The organism is Pseudomonas sp. TKO26 (assembly GCF_003225665.1).
Taxonomy (GTDB): domain Bacteria; phylum Pseudomonadota; class Gammaproteobacteria; order Pseudomonadales; family Pseudomonadaceae; genus Aquipseudomonas; species Aquipseudomonas saponiphila.
In genome coordinates this window covers 118,420-138,842 of record NZ_QKLN01000041.1, presented here as the reverse complement: position 1 = coordinate 138,842, position 20,423 = coordinate 118,420, and the positions used below count along the sequence as shown (strand labels likewise).

The following is a 20,423-nucleotide window of genomic DNA, read 5'->3' as shown; positions in this document are numbered from 1 at the left end:
GCGAGGGGAGCATCAGTCTTCTACGTGGGGAATCTTGCGCGGGGCCATGAAGTACATCCAGGTCAGGGCAATGAAGTACATGGCCGGGATCAGGGTGAACAACAGGGTGTAGTTGTTATTGGTAGCGGTGAGGATGTGGCCGACGATCTGGGTCATGAACATGCCGCCGATGGCCGCGCACATGCCGCCAAAGCCGAACACGGTGCTCATCATGTGCTTGGGCGTGTAATCCATCACCAGGCTCCAGATGTTGGCGGTCCAGGCCTGGTGGGCGCCGATCCCCAGGGAGATGGCGAACACCGCGAGCCACAGGCTGGCCGTGCCGGCCGCCATGATCACGCCGATGATGCAGCAGGCGAACAGGAACATTGACAGCAGCCGCGCCTTGATCGGGTTCATGCCGCGCCCGATCAGGAACGAGGAGAGGATGCCGCCACCGACGCTGCCGAAGTCGGCAGTCAGGTAGATGATGATCAGCGGGATGCCCATCTGGGTGACGTTGATCCCCAGGTTGTACTGCTGGTTGAGGAACGGCGGCAGCCAGTACAGGTAGAACCAGAACACCGGCGCGGTCAACGAGTAGGCCAGGGCGAAGGCCCAGGTGCCGCGCATGCGCAGGATGCGGCTGAAAGGCACGCGGGTTTGTTCGGGTTCCGCTTGCTGCTGGATGTAGGCCAGCTCCGAGGCCTTGACGCTAGGGTGGTCTTCCGGGTTGAAGTACTTCAGGCCCCAGAACAGCAGCCACACGCCGCCCAGTGCGGCCATGCACAGGAACGCCGCTTGCCAGCCCCAGGCGTGGAGGATCAACGGCAGCAGCATGGGCGTGAACATCGCCCCGACGTTGGTCCCGGCGTTGAAGATGCCGGTGGCCACCGCACGTTCGCCAGCCGGGAACCACAGGCGCGTGGTCTTCACGCAGGCCGGGTAGTTGGCGGCCTCGGTGAGTCCGAGAATGAACCGGCAGACCATGAAGCCCACCGCCGAAGTGGCCAGGCCGTGGGCACCGGTGGCCAGGCTCCAGAGCAGCACGGCGCAGAAGAACACCCGTTTCACCCCGACCCGGTCGATCAGCCGGCCCTGGAGCACGAAGCCCACGGCGTAGCCGACCTGGAACCAGAAGTTGATGTTGGCGTAGTCCATCGCCGTCCAGTTCATTTCCTTGGCCAGGATCGGCTGCATCACGCCCAGGGCGGCGCGATCGATGTAGTTCAGGGTGGTGGCGAAGAACACCAGGGCGAGCATGCCCCAGCGGGTTTTGCCAACCGCCATGGCGCCGCGGATCTTGTCGCCGATGCCACCGGCGACGCTGAGGCTCGGGGCGATACGAGAGCTTTGAGAAGGAGTCATGTAAGCCATCCGTTCAGTGACTGACGAGCCTGGGCTCGTCGGAACTCTAAGGCGCGTGATCAATCGTCAGTAAGGGCATGAGCGCCGGTGACTGGGTGATTGATCGGCTGGGTAGGTTCGTCGTTGCGGCTTTGCAGCAGGCGGACGAACGTCATCGGGACGAGCGCAGCTCAGGGCTGTAGCGCGTCGTGATCCAGGGGGCCGGTTGAGGTCGTTCCAGGCGCAAGCCAAAGGGATGAGCAGCAGGGCGGGGCGTTGAGTGCAAGCATGAGGATGTACCCGATTTTTGAAATTTTTATGGTCTGTTCTGGGTCTGGGTGATTGAAGCCGCTGGTTCTTGGGGCGGCTCAATGTGCTGTCGATGGTGCGCAGTGGCTGAAAAATCGTCAATTCGCCAATCGGCATTGTGTTCGATAATCGAACACAAAACTAACTGGTTCGTACACTTTAAATCATGCTGTGGAATAATCCGCTCCATCGAATAAAAGGCTCGGGCGCCACCGGCCGTCATTTCCCGGGAGTTGAATCATGCAGCGTTCCATCGCCACCGTTTCCTTGAGCGGCACCCTGCCGGAAAAACTCGAAGCCATTGCCGCCGCCGGGTTCGATGGGGTGGAGATTTTCGAGAACGACCTTCTCTACTACGACGGCAGCCCCCGGGAAATCAGGCAGATGTGCGCCGACCTGGGGATTGCCATCACCCTGTTCCAGCCGTTCCGCGATTTCGAGGGCTGCCGCCGTGATCGCCTGGCGCGCAACCTGGAGCGTGCCGAGCGCAAATTCGACCTGATGCAGGAATTGGGCACCGACCTGGTGCTGGTATGCAGCAACACCTCGGTGGACAGCCTGGGGGATCGCAAGATCCTTATCGACGATCTGCGCCAGTTGGCCGAACGGGCCGCGGTGCGTGGTTTGCGCATCGGCTACGAAGCCCTGGCCTGGGGCCGTCACGTGAATACTTATCAACAGGTCTGGGACATCGTGCGCAGCGCCGATCACCCAAGCCTGGGGGTGTTGCTGGACAGCTTCCACACCCTGTCGCTCAAGGGCGACCCGGCGGCGATTGCCGAGATTCCCGGGGACAAGATCTTCTTCGTGCAGATGGCCGACGCGCCGATCCTGGCCATGGATGTGCTGGAGTGGAGCCGGCATTTTCGCTGCTTCCCGGGCCAGGGCGAGTTCGACCTGCCAGGGTTCCTGGCGCCGATCATCAAGAGTGGCTACACCGGGCCGCTGTCCCTGGAGATCTTCAACGACGGCTTTCGCGCCGCGCCGCCGCGGGCCAATGCCGCCGACGGCCTGCGTTCCCTGCTGTACCTGGAGGAGAAGACCCGCGAGCGCCTGTTGCAGGAAGCGCAGCCGGTGGCCAACCTGGACATCCTCTTCGCCCCACCGGCGGTTGAAGCCTATGGCGGCACCGAGTTCCTTGAATTCGCAGTGGACGAGGCCCTGGGGGCCAAGCTGGGTGGCTGGCTGGAACGCCTGGGCTTTGCCAAGGCAGGGCAGCATCGCTCCAAGAGTGTCAGCCTGATGCGCCAGGGCGATATCAACCTGATCCTCAACTCCGAGCCTTACTCCTTTGCCCACAGCTTCTTCGAGGCTCACGGCCCGTCAGTGTGTGCCACGGCCATTCGGGTCAAGGACAGTGCCAAGGCCCTGGAGCGTGCGGTGGCCTACAAGGGCCAGCCTTATCGCGGGCTGGTGGGCCCCAACGAACTGGAGCTGGCGGCGGTGCGCGAACCCGATGGCAGCCTGATCTACCTGGTGGATCCGCAGCAGGGCGGCCAGCACCTGTATGACACCGACTTCCACATGCACAGCGGCGTGGTGGCCAAGGGCGGCCTCAAGCGCATCGACCACATGGCCATGGCCCTGCCGGCGGACAGCCTCGACAGTTGGGCGCTGTTCTACAAGAGCCTGCTGGATTTCGCAGCCGATGATGAAGTGGTGCTGCCCGATCCCTATGGCCTGGTGAAAAGCCGGGCCCTGCGCAGCCGCTGCAGCTCGATCCGCCTGCCGCTGAACATCTCGGAGAACCGCAACACGGCGATCTCCCATGCGCTGTCCAGTTATCGCGGCTCGGGGGTGCATCACATCGCCTTTGATTGCGACGACATCTTCGCCGAGGTCAGCCGGGCCAAGGAGGCCGGAGTGCCGCTGCTGGATATCCCCCTCAACTACTACGATGACCTGGCCGCGCGTTTTGATTTCGACGACGAGTTCCTCAGCGAACTGGCCTACTACAACGTCCTGTATGACCGCGATGCCCAGGGCGGTGAGCTGTTCCACGTCTATACCGAACCTTTCGAGGGGCGTTTCTTCTTCGAGATCATCCAGCGCAAGAACGGCTATGTCGGCTATGGCGCGGCCAACGTGGCGGTGCGTCTGGCTGCCATGGCCAAGTCCCGCAGCGGCGCGGTGCGCCAGGCCAAGTTGTAGCGCATTGGTAACCGGAGGCGGTAATCCACCGCCTCTGTGCTTTCTTTCGCGACAGGACGCGGCCCATAATCGCCCGCGTGTCCAGTGATGGCCGTGAGCCCAGAATGACAATGACCAGTGAACGCTCGATTGCGCCCGATGAGCCTGCCCTCGAACCGCGCAAGAGTCGCAAGAACAACCCGGAAAAGACCCGCGAGAACATCCTTCAAGAAGCCATTGTCGAGTTCGTCCAGCAAGGGCTTTCCGGTGCGCGGGTGGATGCGATCGCCGAGCGCATCCACACCTCCAAGCGCATGATCTATTACTACTTCGGCAGCAAGGAGCAGCTGTACGTCGAGGTGCTGGAAAAACTCTACGGCGATATCCGCAGCACCGAGAGCCGCCTGCACCTGGCGGAACTGGCGCCGCAGGAGGCGATTCGCCGGCTGGTGGAGTTCACCTTCGACCACCACGACCGCAATGTCGATTTCGTGCGTATCGTCAGCATCGAAAATATCCACAAGGCCGAGTACGTGAAGCAGTCCGGCGTGATCAAGGCGATGAACAACACCATTCTCCATGCCCTGGGCGAGATCCTTGAGCGTGGTGTGCAGGACGGCGTGTTCCGCAGTGGCCTGGACCCGCTGGACGTGCATTTGCTGATCAGCTCGTTCTGTTTCTATCGGGTGTCGAACCGTCATACCTTTGGCGAGATCTTCCAGATCGACCTGCCGGACGAAGCCATCAAGCAACGGCACCGGGACATGATCTGCGAGTCGGTGCTGCGCTACCTGCAAGCCTGACGCCAGTGCTCGTAGGAGCTGGCTTGCCAGCAAAAGCACCCGTAAGATCGCCGTCGCCACCAAGGCTCCTACAACATCCCCCTCGACAAGGAAGGCACCATGGGCAACCCCGTTCCCACGCTGAAAATCATCCTGATCCTGATGATCGTCGTTGACTCGTTCTGGTTCGGCGAGCGCCTGCTGTCCCTGACCGGGTTCAGCGTATTCGACTGGCTGCCGAGCTCGCTGATCAATGTGGTGGGGCTGTTCGGCAGTCTGTTGATGATTCTGTTCAACGTGCTGCTGATCGGCCTGCTCTCGCGCCTGCAGCTCAAGCCCGAGTAATTGCAGCGCCTGTAGCCACTGCCTGCGGCAGCGGCTACAGGTGCGTCTTCAGCCGTTCATACTCTGAAAGTGCGCCAGCATCCGTTGCGGGTCGGCGCTCTGACCGCTGAACAGCTCGAACGCCTTGACCGCCTGGAACACCGCCATGGTGCCGCCGTCCAGGGTCCGGCAACCCAGGGCACGGGCGTTGCGCAGCAATTCGGTTTCCAGCGGGAAGTAGACGATTTCGGCCACCCACAGGTCCGCCCGCAGCAACTCCAGCGGCACTGGCATGCCCGGCAGTTTGGCCATGCCCATGGGTGTGGTGTTCACCAGGCCGTCGGCGCTGGCCAGGGTACTGGGCAGGTCGTTGCCGGCCTTGGCCCGGCCGGCACCGAAGTGCTGGTTGAGGTTGTCCGCCAGACTCTGCGCCCGCGGGCTTTCCACATCGAAAATGCTCAGTTGTTCCACGCCCTCGCTGAGCAGGGCGTGGGCCACTGCGGCACCGGCGCCGCCGGCTCCCATTTGCACCACGTGCCGCCTGGCCACGCCTTGCAGGCCGCGCCGGAAGCCTTCGGCAAAACCCAGGCAGTCGGTGTTGTGGCCAACCCGCTTGCCGTCCTTGAGCACCACGGTGTTAACCGCGCCGATCCCCCGCGCCTCGGGGGACAGTTCGTCCAGCAGCGGCAAGATGCTCTGCTTGCAGGGAAAGGTGATGTTCAGCCCGGTGAAGTTCATCCGTTCGGCGGCTTGGAGCAGGTCGGGCAGGGCGCTGCTGTCGAGCCCCAGTTGATCCAGGTCGATCAGCCGGTACAGGTAGCGCAGGTTTTGCGCATCACCTTCATGTTCATGCAGGGCCGGGGTGCGCGAAGCCTGGATGCCGGCACCGATCAGTCCGGCGAGTACGCCTGTATGGCCTGTCATAGCGCTTGCTCCTTGAACCGCAGGCTGAAGTGTTCCAGGGCTAGGCGATAGCCATGGCTGCCAAAACCGCACATCACCGCCAGGGCGATGCCCGATACGAACGAGTGATGACGGAAGGGTTCGCGGGCGTGGACGTTGGACAGGTGCACTTCGATCACCGGCAGCTCGCTGGCGACCAGCGCATCGCGGATCGCCACCGAGGTGTGGGTCCAGGCGGCGGGGTTGATCACGATGCCGGCACAGCGGCCGCGGGCGGCGTGGATCCAGTCGAGCAATTCGCCTTCGTGGTTGGTCTGGCGAAATTCCACGCTCAGGCCGAACTCCTCGGCGGCGCGGCCGCACAAGGCAGAGACATCGGCCAGGGTTTCTTGGCCGTAAGTGGCCGGTTCTCGGGTGCCGAGCAGGTTCAGGTTCGGGCCGTTGAGCACCAGAACGATAGGACGCATGGGGGTAGATCTCCGTTGTTATTGTCAGCCCCGGGAGAAGGTACGAGGCGCTGGGGAGGTAAATTGTACTAACTGGTTAATTTGGTCAATTGATGGTCGAGAGGTGAGATCGGCTCGGGCGATTAAGTGTTCGATAATCGCACGCTGTTGATGGCGATGGACCTGGCAAGGCGTTCTCCGGCAACAAATGCTGACGAGTTCGTGGCTGCCTGCAGGCCTTGTGGGACCGCTGCGGGGCTAGCCTCAAACAGGTCAGCCCGCTTCTGTCCTTTCAGGCCGGTGGTCGGATTAACCATGGAAACACGAGTCTTTGGGCTCAATAACCTAACGGATGGGTTAGCATGAAAGTGTTCGTTTACAAGGGCTATGCAGTCGTCGTGATGTTGCGCGACGAACATTGCCCACCCCATGTGCATGTGGATGGCGGCCGTTGGAGCGCGCGTTTTCGCTTCAGCTTCTGGCACAACGGCGTCGAGCTCTGGGACGTTGTCCGCCAAGGCCGCCGCCCGGCGCTGGCAATCCTTGAGGGCTTGCGCCAGGCCTTGAAGCCGCGGGTGCATCTGGCCCGGCGTATCTGGTGGAGCAAGCTGCGCACTCTGTGCCTTGAGCAGCAGTTGTGGGATTGGCAAGCGAACTCGGTGGTGGAACGGTCAAGCGCCGGCCGCAGGGTGTACCTGATCGAGTCGGCGCACTACGAGGAACAACGAAACCTGACTCGCCTGACCCTGGTGGGCGCGGCGCAAGGGGTGGAGATCGAACTATGAAAATCATCAAGGCAGAAGTGCTCGTCGACGTGCCCTTGACCCAGGCGCTGCTGGATCAAGCGATCGAGCGCGGTGAAGCGCGTCATGACGCGGGTTTGCAAGTCAGTACCTTGAGCTATGCGGCCGGGTGCCTGTGCCTGGGTTTCGCCGATGGCAGCTCGATTCATTTGCCGGTGAAAAACTATCCGGAGCTGGCGGCGCTGAGCGACACCCAATTGCAGCAACTGCAACTGGGCTTTTGCGCCACGGCGGTGTGCCATGAAGCGGTGGATCTGCAGGTGTCGATTGTCGGGCTGCTGTCCGCCAGCGAGCCGCTGATGAAGCTGGCAACCCAGTTGGTTGCGTCCCGCAATGGTCGGCAAAGCAGCGCGGCCAAGGCCCGGGCGGCGCGCCTGAACGGCAAGAAGGGCGGCCGGCCACGCAAGGTCGAAGTGCCGGCCTAGGCGGCTGGAGAACTGACGCTAATGAATATTGATATCAATTGAAAGTAATTCTCGACTAGTCGTAAGATGCCCGGCACTTTCCTTCATGTGCCAGGGAGTTGGTTTGTCGGACATGGATCTCAAGGGACTGTTTCTCAAGCATGCCGCTGCCTTGCGCGGCTATCTGGCGCGCAAGGTACGGGACCCGCAGTTGGCCGCTGATCTGGTGCAGGAGAGCTTCCTGCGATTGGCCGAGCATCGGCGCGGCGAGCGCATCGACAATTCCCAGGGCTATCTCTACCGCACGGCGAACAACCTGCTGATCGACCATGTACGTCAGGAAGCGCGGCGCAAGACTCAGACCGTACCCCACGAAGTGCTGGCCGACATCGAGGATGAGGCGGCCGGACTGGAGGCTCAGGCGATGGCCCGGCAACAGCGCGAGGCGCTGAAACAGGCGATTACCGAGTTGCCCCCGCGGACCCGGGAAATCTTTCGCCTGAACCGCATCGAAGGCATGACCCACGCCGAGGTGGCCCGGCACCTGAACATCTCCGACAGTTCGGTGCAAAAGCACCTGGCCCGGGCACTGGCCTATGTGATGCAGCGCTTGCGGGCTACCGACGGTCGGCCGGTCGACCCGTGAGTTACGGTAACGGTCGGGGTCAGACGTCACTGCTTCTATATAGCGAGAAATCGAGATTCACACGTGAATAGCCAGGGTCCGCAAGAGCGCAATATCAACGAGGCCGCCGCCGACTGGGCGGTGCGTTTGCAAGCGGGAGGGCTGAGCGCCGTCGAGCAGGCGCAGCTTGCCCAGTGGCAGGCTGCCGACCGGCGTCACCCCGAGGCCCTGGCGTTTGCCCGGCAGACCTGGGATGCCCTCGCAGAGCTGCGCCTGGACTCGGATCTGGCTGGCACGGCGCCGCCACGGCGTCAGGCGGGAAGGCCGGCAACGGTGTCGCCTCGACTGCGCCGCCGCCGTCTGCTTCCACGAGTTGCCAGTGCTGTGATGCTGGTGCTGGCGCTCGCCCTGGGCTGGCTGCAAGGGCCGCAGGCGCTGCTGTACCTGCAAGCCGACTACCTGACTGCAAAAGGCCAGGTGCGCAGCGTGCAACTGGCCGATGGCAGCACGGTGGAGCTGGATTCGGAGAGTGCCATTCACCTGGATTTCAGCGAGGAAAAACGCCAGATCGAGCTGCTGGCCGGCTCTGCGGTGTTTGACGTGGCGCCCATGGCCGGCGAGGAAAAGCGTCCCTTCATCGTGCGCAGCGCCGGTGGCCAGGCCCGGGCCCTGGGCACCCGTTTCGTGGTCGGCCGGGAGAGTGACCAGCAAGCCTGGGTCGGGGTGTTGCAGCACAGTGTCGCGGTGAGCCTGGAGGCCCCGGCACAGGTTGGCACTGGCGAGCTGGTTGTGCAGCAAGGGCAGAGCGTGCGTTATGACCCGCAGTCGGGCGTGGTCGCCCTCGACGGGCTCGACCTGCAACGGGCTACCAGTTGGCGGCGCGGTGTGCTGGTGTTCGACCGCCAGCCCCTGGGCGTGGTGGTGGAGCGCCTCAATCGCTATCGCCCCGGGCGCGTGGTGCTGGCCAGCAGTGCCCTGGCCCAGCGGCAGGTCAGCGGTGTCTTCCGCCTGGACATGCTCGACGCGGCCCTGGTCACCCTGACCCAGGAACTCCAGGTGCAACGTTTCGACCTGGCCGGCGTCAGCCTGATTTACTGAGGCCCGCGGGCCTCTTCCCCATTCCTGAAAAATAATTGGAAAAATCCTTACTGAGTTTTCCTGCCTGGCACGTCTAGCTAACTGAGATGCATTCGCATAAAAGTGGCCGACGCAGGAATACAGGGACATGAGGGTAGGCAGTCGCACTGGGGTTCACGCCGCAGGTCGTTTGGCCCTGGCCATTCATCTGGGCGTAGCAGGGCTGTTGGCGGGAGGTGGTTTATTGCACGCGGCGGAGCCGGTCGGCACTGCCCCGCAGAATGCCCAGCAGTCACGCGAGCTGGATTTCGATATTCCCGCCCAGGCCCTCGGCGGTGCCGTGCTGCTGTTTGCCGAGCAGGCCGGGGTGCAAGTGCTGTTCGACAGCCTGCGCCTGCATGGCTTGCACAGTTCGCCGCTCAAGGGGCGCTACGGCGTCGAGGACGGGCTGGCCCGCTTGTTGGGCGGTACGCCGGTGGAGTACCGCTTTACCAGCGAGCGCCAGGTCACCCTGAGCCGAGTGCAAACTGCGCACGATGGCGCCCTGGCCCTGGCCCCCACCACGATTTCCGCCGACCTCGAAGGCCGCCAGAACGACTGGGTATACAACGCGCCGCGCTCGGTGAGCGTGGTCGGCCGCGAGCAGCTTGAGCGCAATCCACCGCGACATGCCGCCGAAATGCTGGAGGAAACCTCTGGCGTGTACTCGGCGGTCAGCCAGCAGGACCCCGGCTTGTCGGTGAACATCCGCGGCCTTCAGGACTACGGCCGGGTCAACATGTCGGTGGACGGTATGCGCCAGAACTATCAGCAAAGTGGCCACCAGCAGCGCAACGGCACTCTCTATGTCGACCCCGAACTGCTCTCCGAAGTGGTGGTGGAGAAGGGCGCCACCTCGACCATGGGCGGCGCCGGGGTGATCGGTGGGATCGCCAACTTTCGCACCCTTGAGGCCCGTGACCTGCTCAAGCCCGACCAGGAGATCGGTGGCCGGATCCGCCTGACCAGCGGCCTCGGCGGCCGCAGCAACGGCACTCACTTCATCGGCAGTTCCGCCTTCGCCATCGGCACCCAAGCCTGGGACATGCTGCTGGCCGCCAGTGAACGGCACCTGGGCGACTACCAGCCGGGAACCCGTGGCAGCATCGGCGAATTGCGCACCGGCGCCTGGATGGACCCGGCGATCAATGAGCGGGTGAAGCATTCCAAGGTGGCCTATTCCGCTTCGCTGATGCGCTCGCGCCTGGCCAAGCTGGGGCTCAACCTGCCCCAGGACCAGCGCCTGCAACTGAGCTACCTGACCACCGAGGTGGCCTACGACGACGCCAACATGATGAACACCGAGAACCAGGATCAGCTCTGGGAAAAGCTCGGCAGCAGCAAGGTGCATTCGCAGAACGTCGGCCTCGACTACAGCTACACACCGGACAACCCGCTGATCGATTTCAAGGCCAAGCTCTACTACGTCGACACCAGCAACGACCAGAGCACCCTGATCCGCCGCAGCAGCCCCGGCTATTCGATCACCTACCAGACCGACACCTATGGCGCGCAGGCGCAGAACACGTCGACCTTTGCCCTGGGCGAGCTGTCCACGCTTAAGGCCAACTATGGGCTGGAGTTCTTCTATGACAAGGTCCGCCCCGACTCCAGCCAGCCGGTGCCCAAGGGGTCGGCGGTCAGCGCCTCGCCTGCAGCGAGCATGACCCCCGAGGGCGATCGGGCCCTGGGCAGCCTGTTCACGCGGCTGGATTTCGACTACGACGGCTGGCTGAACCTCAATGCCGGGCTGCGCTATGACCGCTACCGCCTGCGCGGCGAAACCGGGATCAACACCCGCACTTTCGTGATCGGCAAGACGCCGCAGCAGGTCTCGGTGCCGGTGGCCTATGACATCGACAATCAGCAAGGACGCTTCTCGCCGACCTTCGGCTTGTCGGTGAAGCCCGGTGTCGAGTGGCTGCAACTGTTCGCCAGTTATGGCAAGGGCTGGCGGCCACCGGCGGTGACCGAGACCATGATCACCGGCCGGCCCCACGGCGGTGGCGCGGAGAGCACCTTCCCCAACCCGTTTCTCAAGCCGGAGCGCTCCACCACCTGGGAAGCGGGGGTCAACCTCTTCAAGGAAAACCTCTGGTTCAACGATGATCGCCTGGGCCTCAAGGTGGCTTACTTCGATACTCGGGTCGACGACTTCATCTACATGGCCATGGGCGTGCAGCCCCCCGGCTACGGTTCCCCCGGCATCGGCAACAGCGCTTACGTCAACGACCTTGGCAGTACCCGCTTCAAGGGCGTGGAGTACCAGCTGGACTATGACGCCGGCCGCGCCTACGGCCAGCTGAACTACACCCACATGATCGGCGACAACGATTTCTGCACGAAGATTGCCTGGCTGGGCGGCGTGACCCAGCCGGTGAAGAGCGGAACCGGGCGTGGTGCGATCGTCACTGGCATGCGTCCCGATGAAGCCGCCAATAACGCCAGCCGCTGCAATGCCGCGATCCTCGGCTCGGCCGAGCACATGCCCATGGACCGCGGCACCCTGACCCTGGGCGCGCGCTTTTTCGAACGTAAGCTGGATATCGGCGCCCGGGCCCGCTACAGCGCCGGTTACTCGATTGCCGGTTCCGCCACCGGCACCGTGAGCCAGACCGGCGTCTACCCGGCCGACTGGAAGCCCTACACCGTCTACGACCTGTATGGCAGCTACCGGGCCACTGACGAATTAACCCTGCGCCTGGCCATGGAAAACGTCACCGACCGCGCCTACCTGGTGCCTCTTGGCGATGTGCTGGCCTTCACCCTCGGCCGCGGCCGGACCCTGCAGGGCACCGTGGAATATCAGTTCTGAGCGCTTTTGCCCGTTGATGGGCAAAACCGCAGCGGGCACTGGCGTGCTGCGGCCATGACCCACCTATGTACTGGAGTTTTGCATGAGCATTTCGATCTCTTACAGCGCTACCTACGGCGGTAATACTGTTGCGCAATACCTGACTGACTGGTCGGCCTACTTCGGTGACGTCAACCACCGTCCCGGCGAAGTGGTCGATGGCACCAACACTGGCGGCTTCAACCCGGGCCCGTTCGACGGCACCCAGTACGCCATCAAGAGCAGCGCCAGCGACGCCGCCTTCGTCGCCGATGGCAACCTGCACTACACTCTGTTCAGCAACCCGAGCCACACCTTGTGGGGCTCGGTGGACAGCATCTCCCTGGGCGACACCCTCGCCGGTGGCTCGGGCAGCAACTATCACCTGGTCAGCCAGGAGGTCAGCTTCAGCAACCTGGGCCTCGACAGCCTGAAGGAAGAAGGGCGTGCAGGCGACGTGCACAAGGTGGTCTTCGGCCTGATGAGCGGTGACAGCTCGGCCCTGGCCGGCGAGATCGACGCCTTGCTCAAGGCGATCGACCCCGGCCTGTCGCTGAACTCGACCTTCGACGACCTGGCCGCCGCCGGCGTGGCCCACGTCACCCCGGCTGCCGCAGCCGCGGCCGATATCGGCCTGGTGGGCATGCAGGACGCGGGCCTGGACTGGGCCATGGTTGCCTGAGTGGCGGCTTGACTCGCCCGCGTCGCCCGAATTTTAGAAATCCAGGGCGGTGGCCAATTCTGGGTCGCGTCAGGCCTGGCCTTGTAGCAGCTGGCTTGCCAGCGAAGGCGCCGGCCGGATTGGCGTAGTTCTCAAGGGCTTCTTCGCCGGCGAGCCGGCTCCAACAGGGCGGGCATTGGAATGCCAACAGCCGTCACGAGGACGGCTGTTGGCGGCAGCGGGCTGGATCAGCGGCGGGTCAGCAGCACCCCGGATTCCATGTGGTGGGTCCAGGGGAACTGGTCGAACAGCGCGCAGCGGGTGATGCGGTGGCTGTCGTGCAACTGGGCGATGTTGGCCGCCAGGGTCTCCGGGTTGCAGGAGATGTACAGGATGTTGTCGAAGCGCCGGGTCAGTTCGCAGGTGTCCGGGTCCATGCCGGCCCGAGGCGGGTCGACGAACACGCTGCCGAATTCGTAGCTCTTCAGATCCACGCCCTGCAGACGGCGGAACGGTCGAACTTCGTTCAGGGCCTCTGTCAGTTCTTCGGCGGACAGACGCACCAGGGTGACGTTATCCACAGCGTTTTCGCTGAGGTTGCTCAAGGCGGCATTCACTGAGGTCTTGCTGATCTCGGTGGCCAGCACCTTGCGCACCCGGGTGGCCAGGGGCAGGGTGAAGTTGCCGTTGCCGCAGTACAGTTCCAGCAGGTCGTCCTGGCGCTCGCCCAGGGCTTCATAGGCCCAGTTGAGCATCTTCTGGTTCACCGTGCCGTTGGGCTGGGTGAAGGCACCTTCCGGTTGGCGATAGCTGAAGGTGCGACCGCCGACTTCGAGTTGTTCCACCACGTAGTCCTGGCCGATGACTTCGCGCTTGCCCTTGGAGCGGCCGATCACGCTGACGTTGAGGTCGGCGGCCAATTGGCTCGCCGCCTTGTGCCAGTGTTCGTCCAGCGGACGGTGGTAGCACAGGGTGATCATCGCGTCGCCGGCCAGGGTGGTGAGGAATTCCACCTGGAACAGCTTGTGGCTCAGGGGCGCGCTGGCTTGCCAGGCGGCCTTGAGTCGGGGCATCAACTGGTTGATGCGCTGGCTGGCGATGGGGAATTCCTCGATCAGGATCGGCGTGCGATTGTCGTCCTGGGAGAACATCGCGTAGTGCCGTTCACCGGCTTCGCGCCACAGGCGGAATTCGGCGCGCAGGCGGAAGTTCTGCAAAGGCGAGTCGAAGACCTGAGGCTCGGGGGCATCGAAGGGGGCCAGCAGGTCGCGCAAGCGCGCGACCTTGTCGTTCAACTGGCTGGTGTAGCTTGCGGCATCAAAAGTCATGCGGGGTAACCCAGCTTGATCACGAACAGGATCGACAGAATCACCAGGGGCGCGTTCAGCTCACGGGCGCGGCCCGACAGCAGTTTGATCACGGTCCAGGCGATAAAGCCGAAGGCAATGCCGTTGGCGATGGAGTAAGTGAAAGGCATGGCAAGGGCGGTGATCACCACGGGAGCGGCGACGGTGATGTCTTCCCAGTCGATTTCCGCCAGGCCCGAGGTCATCAGCACGGCCACGAACAGCAGGGCTGGCGCGGTGGCGAAGGCGGGCACGCTGGCCGCCAATGGCGAGAAGAACAGCGCCAGCAGGAACATGATCGCCACCACGATGGCGGTCAGGCCGGTGCGGCCGCCGGCGCTCACACCCGCGGCGGATTCGATGTAGCTGGTGGTGGTGGAGGTGCCCAGCAGGGAACCGGCCATGGCCGCGGTGCTGTCGGCGATCAGCGCCCGGCCCATTTTCGGCATGTGGCCGTCCTTGCCCATCAGGCCGGCGCGCTTGGCGACACCGATCAAGGTGCCGGAGTTGTCGAACAGATCAACGAACAGGAAGGCGAAGATCACGCTGATCAGGCCGATGTCCAGGGCGCCCTTGATGTCCAGCTGCAGGAAGGTCGGGGCCAGGGACGGTGGCATCGAAGTCACGCCGCCGAACGGGGTGACGCCCAGAAGAATGGAGACGATGGTCACCGCGAGGATGCCAATCAGCACGGCGCCGCGCACTTTCAGGGCTTCCAGGGCGACGATCAGGGCAAAGCCCAGGGCCGCGAGGATCGGGGCCGGTTTGCTCAGGTCGCCCAGGCCCACCAGGGTCGACTTGTTGCCAATCACGATCTCGGCGTTATGCAGGGCGATCAGCGCCAGGAACAGGCCGATACCGGCGGCAATCGCCGAGCGCAGGGGCAGGGGGATGCTGTTGATGATCCATTCGCGGATGCGGAAGATCGACAACAGGAAGAACAGCACCGCCGAAATGAACACCGCACCCAGCGCCACTTGCCAGGTGTGGCCCATGTGCAGGACCACGGTGTAGGTGAAGAAGGCGTTGAGGCCCATGCCCGGTGCCAGGGCGATCGGGTAGTTGGCGATCAGGCCCATGACGGTGGAGCCGATGGCCGCCGCCAGGCAGGTGGCAACGAACACCGCGCCCTTGTCCATGCCCGTTTCGCCGAGGATGCTCGGGTTGACGAAAAGGATGTAGGCCATGGCCAGGAAGGTGGTGACGCCCGCAAGAATCTCGGTGCGCACGTTGGTGTTGTGTGCCTTGAGTTGAAACAGCCTTTCCAGCATGTCTGCTCCCCGTGGCGCCGCCGGGCGCCGTGAATGTATCGACTCCAACAGCAAAGCACAGACTTTATGAGGTGCCTGAGGATTTGCTCTGGGTCGGAAAAAGCCGCGCATCATACCAGCAGCGTGGGCCAATGGCTGCGATCGTCGGCGATGTTTTGCCCCGCTGGCAAGTAGCGCATACTGCGCCCTGCTTTCAAGGGAGGATTTATGCGCAGCACAGTGAAAATGACGGCCCTGGCATTGCTCGGCGCGACAGCCTGCTGGCTGGCGGCCCCGGCCATGGCGCGCTCGGCACCGCCGCTGAGCCGGGTGGAGATTCTCAAGGTGCTGTCGCCGTCTTGCGGCCTGGAGGATGTTTCCGACGGCCGTGAACGCACCGAGTGCGATCACAACGGGCCGAACATCAAGGTCTATGTGTTGGAGATCGGCTACGGCCGCGAGCCCCATGTGAACCTGGACGGTTTCGAGGTCGACGGCACCCGCTCGGCCGTGTGCGAAGACGGCTCCGCCTATGTGCCCTGCGGCAACTCGGGGATTACCGTGGGCTACATCTATGTGTTCGATCTGGCGGGCAAGCAGGAAGGCACCTTCAGCTTCAGCAACACCTCGATCAATGCGCCGGGCAATACCCTGAGTGCGCAGATCTACATCAGGTAGCGGCGAACGACTGGGGGCAAAGCTGACTAAGCTCTGAAGACGTTCCTTGTGGAGTCATCCCCATGACCTTCAGAGCCTTGGTCACCCTTGCCGAAGGCATCGATGATCTGCAAAGCGTGACCCTGATCGATGTACTGCGTCGCGCCGAAGTCGAAGTGCTGGCGGCCAGCGTCGAAAACCGGCGCATGCTCACCTGCGCCCGGGGCACCCGGCTGACCGCCGACGCCATGCTGGTGGATGTACTGGCCCAGCGCTTCGACCTGATCGTCTTGCCCGGCGGCGCGGTAGGTGCCCAGCATTTGGCGGGCCATCAACCCCTGATGCAACTGGTCAAGGATCAGGCAGCAGCCGGCAGGCTCTTCGCCGGCATCGCCGAAGCACCGGCCTTGGCCTTGCAGGCGTATGGAGTGCTGCGCCAGCGGCGCATGACCTGCCTGCCCAGCGCCAGCCATCAGTTGCTGGGCTGCAGCTTTGTCGACCAGCCGGTGGTGGTGGATGGCAACTGCATTACCGCCCAGGGCTCCGGCGCGGCCCTGGCGTTTGCCCTGGCCCTGGTGGAGGCGCTGTGCGGCCGCGGCAAGCGCGCTCAGGTGGCAGCGGAGTTGCTGGTTTAGGGCTCAGCCGACATGAGCCGCGATGGGCTCGATCACCGGTTGCAACTCCTGTTCGGTGTGCCAGATGTCGTAGTCGGCCTGCACCGCGAGCCAGACCTTGGCCTTGCCGATTCCGGCACGTTCCAGGCGAACCGCCAGTTCCGCGCGGATTGGTGCATGGCCGTTCAACACCTTGGACAGATGCGGACGGGCATAACCGATATGCCGGGCCAGCTCCGTCACGCTGATGCCCAACTCAGGCAAGACATCCAGGCGCAGGGTGTCACCGGGATGGGGCGGGTTGTGGATGGGCATGATTCTGCCTCCTGTTCAGTGGTAGTCCAGATAATCGACCAGTTCGATATCCGAACCTACGAAACGAAAGATCACTCGCCAGTTGCCGGACACTACCAAGGACCAATAGCCGTGCAGGTCGCCCTTGAGTGGGTGCAGCCGCCAACCCGGCAGGTTGAGGTCTGCCGGTTCGCTGGCGTGATCCATGAACGACAGCTGGCGGGCCAGCCGGCGTGCATGCTCAGCCCGTATTCCACGAGTCGATCCGGTTTCATAGAAGGCGCGCAGGCCTTTGTGCTGAAAGGACTTGATCATGGGGAACGAGTGTAAGGCGATACCTTACACTCTTCGTAGCGGTTTTGTATTGCAGAGAATGATCAACAAGCTGTTACAGGGGTAAACCGCCTGAGGTTTCACACCTTGGCCTCATCCACCCGCTCGATCATCCGATCACGCTTGGCCAGGGTCGGGAACAGCTTGATCCAGACCCCGGTCACCAGCAGCGTGCCGACCCCGCCCAGGACCACCGCCGGCACGGTGCCGAACCAGTGGGCGGTCAGCCCGGATTCAAATTCCCCCAGCTGGTTCGAAGCGCCGATGAACAGGCCGTTCACCGCACTGACCCGGCCGCGCATTGCGTCCGGGGTTTCCAACTGCACGAATGACGCGCGGATCACCATGCTGATCATGTCCGCCGCCCCCAGCACCACCAGCACCGCCAGGGAAAACCAGAACGAGGTCGAGAGTCCGAAGGCGATGGTGGCCACGCCAAACACCCCGACCGCGGTGAACATCACCCGCCCGACCTTGCGCTCGACGCTGAAACGCGCCAGCCACAGCGACATCAGCAAGGCCCCCACGGCCGGCGCCGAACGCAGAAGCCCCAGGCCCCAGGGGCCTGTGAGCAGGATGTCCTTGGCAAACACCGGCAGCAGCGCGGTGGCGCCGCCCAGCAGGACCGCGAACAGGTCCAGGGAGATGGCGCCGAGGATGTCCGGGCGGCTGCGGATGAAGCGGATGCCCGCCAGCAGCGAATCGAGGGTGGCCTTGCCCTTGTTCAGCGGCGTCTGCCGGGCCGGCAGGTTGAGCATCAACAGGCAGGCGATCAGGTACAGGATCACGGTGGGGCCGTAGACCCAGATGCTGCCGAAGGCATACAGCAACCCGCCCAGGGCCGGGGCGACGATGGTTGCCGACTGCTGCGCCGATTGCGCCGCGGCCACGGCCCGGGGAAACAGCCCCGTGGGCACGATGCTCGGCAGCAGGGCCTGGGTGGTGGGCATCTCGAAGGAACGGGCGCCGCCGAGGAGGAAGGCCAGGATGAAGATCATTTCCCGGGTCACGCTGTCGGTCAGGCTGCCGATGGCCAGGGCCAGGGCGATCAAGGCTTGCAAAGACTGGCAGATAGCCGCCACCCGGCGCCGGTCATAGCGGTCGGCCACATGCCCGGTGTGCAGCATGAACAGCACGCGGGGGGCGAACTCCACCAGCCCCACCAACCCCAGGTCGAGCACATTGCCGGTCAGTTGGTAGAGGTTCCAGCCGATGGCCACGGTGAGCATCTGGAAACCGCTGGCGGTGAAGATCCGGGCCAGCCAGAAGGCGATGAATGGACGATGGTAGCGGAGCAGCTGGGGGGCTTGGCTGGGCATCGGGTGGTCAATCTGCGCGGGGAGTGCGACGAGGTTATCACCAAGGTGTAACCAATAGTTGCGGGGAGCGGGAAAATCGTTAGCCACGCATCTATCTGCTTTTTCGCTCGAATGCCGGGGCGCGAACCCATGTGGCCGCCGCCGCTGCGCGGGCGACGCGAGGATCTTGAAGGCGCAGGGGGGGACGGGAAATCCTCGGGCAGGGCCCTGCGGTTCTTGCCGTAGCTTTGCCGCGTAGGAAAAGCCGGGAAAGCCCCGGAGTTGGAGGGTGAGGCAAGCTGTCACGCGGCAAATAACCACAGAGTTGCGCGCTGAAAATAGGACTACTCTTTTAACGTTGCTTGACCCAGATCAAAACCTTTTCCAGTGGTTTGATGTGGAGGCCGAAGGGCCGGAATCCCTACGTTGCGATGGTTTAAAAAAGAACGAATCCGAATTCGCCGAACTCCATATCCGTGGGGGCAGTAGGCGCTGGCCTTTGGCCCGCAGCCGGTTTTACCTGATAGAGGAAAGCTTATGTTCGGTTTAGAGGCCATTGATCTCGCCCGAATTCAGTTCGCATTCACCGTTTCGTTCCACATCCTGTTCCCGGCCATCACCATTGGCCTGGCGAGTTACCTGGCGGTACTCGAAGGCCTGTGGCTCAAGACCCGCGACGATACCTATCGCGATCTTTACCACTTCTGGTCGAAGATCTTCGCTGTCAACTTCGGCATGGGGGTGGTTTCCGGTCTGGTGATGTCCTACCAGTTCGGCACCAACTGGAGCCGTTTCTCCGATTTTGCCGGTGCTGTCACCGGCCCCTTGCTCACCTATGAAGTGCTCACCGCGTTCTTCCTCGAGGCAGGTTTCCTCGGGGTCATGCTGTTTGGCTGGAACAAGGTCGGGCGCAAGCTGCACTTCTTCTCCACGGTGATGGTGGCCATTGGCACGCTGATTTCGACCTTCTGGATTCTGTCCTCCAACAGTTGGATGCAGACCCCGCAAGGCTTCGAAATCGTTGATGGCCGAGTGATTCCGGTGGACTGGCTGGCGGTGGTGTTCAACCCGTCATTCCCTTACCGCCTGGCGCACATGGCGGTGGCGGCGTTCGTCGCCACGGCGTTCTTCGTCGGCTCGTCCGCAGCCTGGCACTTGCTGCGGGGCCGCGACAACCCGGCCATTCGTCGCATGCTGTCGATGGCCATGTGGATGGCCTTGATCGTGGCGCCGGTGCAGGCGGTGATCGGTGACTTCCACGGTCTCAATACCCTCAAGCACCAGCCGGCGAAAATCGCCGCCATCGAAGGTCACTGGGAAAACATCGGCAATGAGCCGACCCCGCTGATCCTCTTCGGCTGGCCGGACATGAAGGCTGAGAAAACCAGATTCGCAGTGGAGATCCCTTATCTGGGCAGCCTGATCCTCACCCACTCCCTGGACAAGCAGGTGCCGGCGCTCAAGGAATTCCCGCCTGAAGACCGTCCCAACTCGACCATCGTGTTCTGGTCGTTCCGGGTCATGGTGGGCCTGGGCATGCTGATGATCTTCACCGGCCTGTGGAGTGTCTGGCTGCGCAAGCGCGGCACGCTCTACTCGTCGCGTCCGTTCCTGTACCTGACGCTGTGGATGGGGCCGTCCGGGTTGATCGCGATCCTGGCGGGCTGGTTCACCACCGAGATCGGTCGTCAGCCCTGGGTGGTCTATGGCCTGATGCGCACGGCGGATGCTTCGTCCGCACACAGTTTCGTGCAGATGAGCATCACCCTGGCGTTGTTTGTGGTGGTGTATTTCTCGCTGTTCGGCGTGGGCCTGGGCTACATGATGCGCCTGGTGCGCAAAGGGCCGGTGACCAACGAAGGCGCGGAATCCAGTCACGGTGGTCCCGGGCAGAAACGTACCCCGGCGCGTCCGCTGTCTGCCGCGGACGATGACGATCACAGCATCAGCCTGAACAAGGGGAATTGAG

The 20,423-nt window shown here is 63.3% G+C and carries 20 protein-coding genes; 12 read left to right on the top strand and 8 right to left on the bottom strand.

Translation table 11 applies throughout. From position 1 onward, the window contains the following. Nucleotides 1-12: 12 nt before the first annotated feature. Nucleotides 13-1,347, bottom strand: a complete 1,335-nt coding sequence (locus tag DNK59_RS30190) for an MFS transporter (RefSeq protein WP_110725670.1) — start codon at nt 1,345-1,347, stop codon at nt 13-15. Between the two features lie 528 nt (nt 1,348-1,875). Between DNK59_RS30190 and quiC the strand changes: the two genes are divergently transcribed. The 3 genes from quiC (at nt 1,876) to DNK59_RS30175 (ending at nt 4,892) form a co-directional block, all read left to right on the top strand. Continuing rightward, the gene (quiC, locus tag DNK59_RS30185) at nt 1,876-3,786 is read left to right on the top strand and encodes a 3-dehydroshikimate dehydratase QuiC (RefSeq protein WP_110725669.1); all 1,911 of its coding nucleotides are present in this window, start codon (nt 1,876-1,878) and stop codon (nt 3,784-3,786) included. Between the two features lie 104 nt (nt 3,787-3,890). Then, the gene (locus DNK59_RS30180) at nt 3,891-4,568 is read left to right on the top strand and encodes a TetR/AcrR family transcriptional regulator (protein WP_092309798.1); all 678 of its coding nucleotides are present in this window, start codon (nt 3,891-3,893) and stop codon (nt 4,566-4,568) included. 99 nt (nt 4,569-4,667) lie between these two features. Further along, nucleotides 4,668-4,892: a hypothetical protein gene (locus DNK59_RS30175; protein ID WP_110725668.1), complete on the top strand. Its 225-nt coding sequence runs from the start codon at nt 4,668-4,670 to the stop codon at nt 4,890-4,892. A 48-nt stretch (nt 4,893-4,940) separates the two neighbouring features. Here the strand turns inward: DNK59_RS30175 and DNK59_RS30170 are convergent, their stop codons facing one another. Together DNK59_RS30170 and aroQ are read right to left on the bottom strand one after the other, a co-directional pair. Then, nucleotides 4,941-5,795: a shikimate dehydrogenase gene (locus DNK59_RS30170; protein WP_110725667.1), complete on the bottom strand. Its 855-nt coding sequence runs from the start codon at nt 5,793-5,795 to the stop codon at nt 4,941-4,943. Next, complete coding sequence (aroQ, locus tag DNK59_RS30165; protein WP_110725666.1) at nt 5,792-6,241, bottom strand: type II 3-dehydroquinate dehydratase; 450 nt, start codon at nt 6,239-6,241, stop codon at nt 5,792-5,794. The genes DNK59_RS30170 and aroQ overlap by 4 nt, the downstream gene beginning before the upstream one ends. Nucleotides 6,242-6,582: 341 nt before the next feature. Here aroQ and DNK59_RS30160 point away from each other — a divergent pair, with 341 nt between their 5' ends. From DNK59_RS30160 to DNK59_RS30135, 6 genes are all read left to right on the top strand, one after another. Then, nucleotides 6,583-7,005, top strand: coding sequence for a DUF4160 domain-containing protein (locus DNK59_RS30160; RefSeq protein ID WP_110725665.1), 423 nt, complete (start codon nt 6,583-6,585; stop codon nt 7,003-7,005). Then, entirely contained in the window at nt 7,002-7,448 is a 447-nt protein-coding gene (locus DNK59_RS30155; protein ID WP_110725664.1) for a DUF2442 domain-containing protein, read from the top strand. Before DNK59_RS30160 ends, DNK59_RS30155 begins: the two co-directional genes overlap by 4 nt. 103 nt (nt 7,449-7,551) lie before the next feature. After that, entirely contained in the window at nt 7,552-8,073 is a 522-nt protein-coding gene (locus DNK59_RS30150) for an RNA polymerase sigma factor (protein WP_110725663.1), read from the top strand. Nucleotides 8,074-8,136: 63 nt separating this feature from the next. After that, on the top strand, nt 8,137-9,150 hold the full coding sequence (locus DNK59_RS30145) for a FecR family protein (RefSeq protein WP_110725662.1): 1,014 nt from the start codon (nt 8,137-8,139) through the stop codon (nt 9,148-9,150). Nucleotides 9,151-9,277: 127 nt separating this feature from the next. Beyond that, entirely contained in the window at nt 9,278-11,983 is a 2,706-nt protein-coding gene (locus DNK59_RS30140; RefSeq protein WP_110725661.1) for a TonB-dependent receptor, read from the top strand. 82 nt (nt 11,984-12,065) lie between these two features. Then, nucleotides 12,066-12,683, top strand: coding sequence for a heme acquisition protein HasA (locus DNK59_RS30135; RefSeq protein WP_110725660.1), 618 nt, complete (start codon nt 12,066-12,068; stop codon nt 12,681-12,683). Nucleotides 12,684-12,910: 227 nt separating this feature from the next. On the opposite strand, the gene trmA is transcribed toward DNK59_RS30135, so the two are convergent. Both trmA and DNK59_RS30125 read right to left on the bottom strand, forming a co-directional pair. Continuing rightward, nucleotides 12,911-13,990: a tRNA (uridine(54)-C5)-methyltransferase TrmA gene (gene trmA, locus DNK59_RS30130; protein ID WP_110725659.1), complete on the bottom strand. Its 1,080-nt coding sequence runs from the start codon at nt 13,988-13,990 to the stop codon at nt 12,911-12,913. Next, the gene (locus tag DNK59_RS30125; protein ID WP_092309829.1) at nt 13,987-15,279 is read right to left on the bottom strand and encodes an NCS2 family permease; all 1,293 of its coding nucleotides are present in this window, start codon (nt 15,277-15,279) and stop codon (nt 13,987-13,989) included. Before DNK59_RS30125 ends, trmA begins: the two co-directional genes overlap by 4 nt. Nucleotides 15,280-15,486: 207 nt before the next feature. Here DNK59_RS30125 and DNK59_RS30120 point away from each other — a divergent pair, with 207 nt between their 5' ends. Together DNK59_RS30120 and DNK59_RS30115 are read left to right on the top strand one after the other, a co-directional pair. After that, entirely contained in the window at nt 15,487-15,936 is a 450-nt protein-coding gene (locus DNK59_RS30120; protein ID WP_110725658.1) for a DUF4879 domain-containing protein, read from the top strand. Between the two features lie 62 nt (nt 15,937-15,998). Then, nucleotides 15,999-16,550 carry a DJ-1 family glyoxalase III gene (locus DNK59_RS30115; RefSeq protein WP_110725657.1) on the top strand — a complete coding sequence of 184 codons (552 nt, stop codon included), beginning with the start codon at nt 15,999-16,001 and terminating at the stop codon, nt 16,548-16,550. A gap of 3 nt (nt 16,551-16,553) precedes the next feature. Here DNK59_RS30115 and DNK59_RS30110 read toward each other — a convergent pair whose 3' ends face one another. The 3 genes from DNK59_RS30110 to DNK59_RS30100 all read right to left on the bottom strand — a co-directional run bounded on the left by DNK59_RS30110 (nt 16,554) and on the right by DNK59_RS30100 (nt 18,475). After that, the gene (locus tag DNK59_RS30110) at nt 16,554-16,844 is read right to left on the bottom strand and encodes a HigA family addiction module antitoxin (protein ID WP_016966170.1); all 291 of its coding nucleotides are present in this window, start codon (nt 16,842-16,844) and stop codon (nt 16,554-16,556) included. 15 nt (nt 16,845-16,859) lie between these two features. Beyond that, complete coding sequence (locus tag DNK59_RS30105) at nt 16,860-17,138, bottom strand: type II toxin-antitoxin system RelE/ParE family toxin (protein WP_016966171.1); 279 nt, start codon at nt 17,136-17,138, stop codon at nt 16,860-16,862. Between the two features lie 98 nt (nt 17,139-17,236). Further along, a complete protein-coding gene (locus tag DNK59_RS30100; protein ID WP_110725656.1) occupies nt 17,237-18,475 on the bottom strand; it encodes an MFS transporter in 1,239 nt (412 codons plus the stop codon). 516 nt (nt 18,476-18,991) lie between these two features. Here DNK59_RS30100 and DNK59_RS30095 point away from each other — a divergent pair. After that, entirely contained in the window at nt 18,992-20,422 is a 1,431-nt protein-coding gene (locus DNK59_RS30095; RefSeq protein WP_110725655.1) for a cytochrome ubiquinol oxidase subunit I, read from the top strand. The last annotated feature ends 1 nt before the right edge of the window (nt 20,423 follow it).

Excerpts from the sequence above, each read along its gene's own strand:
- DNK59_RS30190 (WP_110725670.1), bottom strand. The coding sequence starts at position 1,347 with ATGACTCCTTCTCAAAGCTCTCGTATCGCCCCGAGCCTCAGCGTCGCC.
- quiC (WP_110725669.1), top strand. The coding sequence starts at position 1,876 with ATGCAGCGTTCCATCGCCACCGTTTCCTTGAGCGGCACCCTGCCGGAA.
- DNK59_RS30180 (WP_092309798.1), top strand. The coding sequence starts at position 3,891 with ATGACAATGACCAGTGAACGCTCGATTGCGCCCGATGAGCCTGCCCTC.
- DNK59_RS30175 (WP_110725668.1), top strand. The coding sequence starts at position 4,668 with ATGGGCAACCCCGTTCCCACGCTGAAAATCATCCTGATCCTGATGATC.
- DNK59_RS30170 (WP_110725667.1), bottom strand. The coding sequence starts at position 5,795 with ATGACAGGCCATACAGGCGTACTCGCCGGACTGATCGGTGCCGGCATC.
- aroQ (WP_110725666.1), bottom strand. The coding sequence starts at position 6,241 with ATGCGTCCTATCGTTCTGGTGCTCAACGGCCCGAACCTGAACCTGCTC.
- DNK59_RS30160 (WP_110725665.1), top strand. The coding sequence starts at position 6,583 with ATGAAAGTGTTCGTTTACAAGGGCTATGCAGTCGTCGTGATGTTGCGC.
- DNK59_RS30155 (WP_110725664.1), top strand. The coding sequence starts at position 7,002 with ATGAAAATCATCAAGGCAGAAGTGCTCGTCGACGTGCCCTTGACCCAG.
- DNK59_RS30140 (WP_110725661.1), top strand. The coding sequence starts at position 9,278 with ATGAGGGTAGGCAGTCGCACTGGGGTTCACGCCGCAGGTCGTTTGGCC.
- DNK59_RS30135 (WP_110725660.1), top strand. The coding sequence starts at position 12,066 with ATGAGCATTTCGATCTCTTACAGCGCTACCTACGGCGGTAATACTGTT.
- trmA (WP_110725659.1), bottom strand. The coding sequence starts at position 13,990 with ATGACTTTTGATGCCGCAAGCTACACCAGCCAGTTGAACGACAAGGTC.
- DNK59_RS30125 (WP_092309829.1), bottom strand. The coding sequence starts at position 15,279 with ATGCTGGAAAGGCTGTTTCAACTCAAGGCACACAACACCAACGTGCGC.
- DNK59_RS30120 (WP_110725658.1), top strand. The coding sequence starts at position 15,487 with ATGCGCAGCACAGTGAAAATGACGGCCCTGGCATTGCTCGGCGCGACA.
- DNK59_RS30115 (WP_110725657.1), top strand. The coding sequence starts at position 15,999 with ATGACCTTCAGAGCCTTGGTCACCCTTGCCGAAGGCATCGATGATCTG.
- DNK59_RS30110 (WP_016966170.1), bottom strand. The coding sequence starts at position 16,844 with ATGCCCATCCACAACCCGCCCCATCCCGGTGACACCCTGCGCCTGGAT.
- DNK59_RS30105 (WP_016966171.1), bottom strand. The coding sequence starts at position 17,138 with ATGATCAAGTCCTTTCAGCACAAAGGCCTGCGCGCCTTCTATGAAACC.
- DNK59_RS30100 (WP_110725656.1), bottom strand. The coding sequence starts at position 18,475 with ATGCCCAGCCAAGCCCCCCAGCTGCTCCGCTACCATCGTCCATTCATC.
- DNK59_RS30095 (WP_110725655.1), top strand. The coding sequence starts at position 18,992 with ATGTTCGGTTTAGAGGCCATTGATCTCGCCCGAATTCAGTTCGCATTC.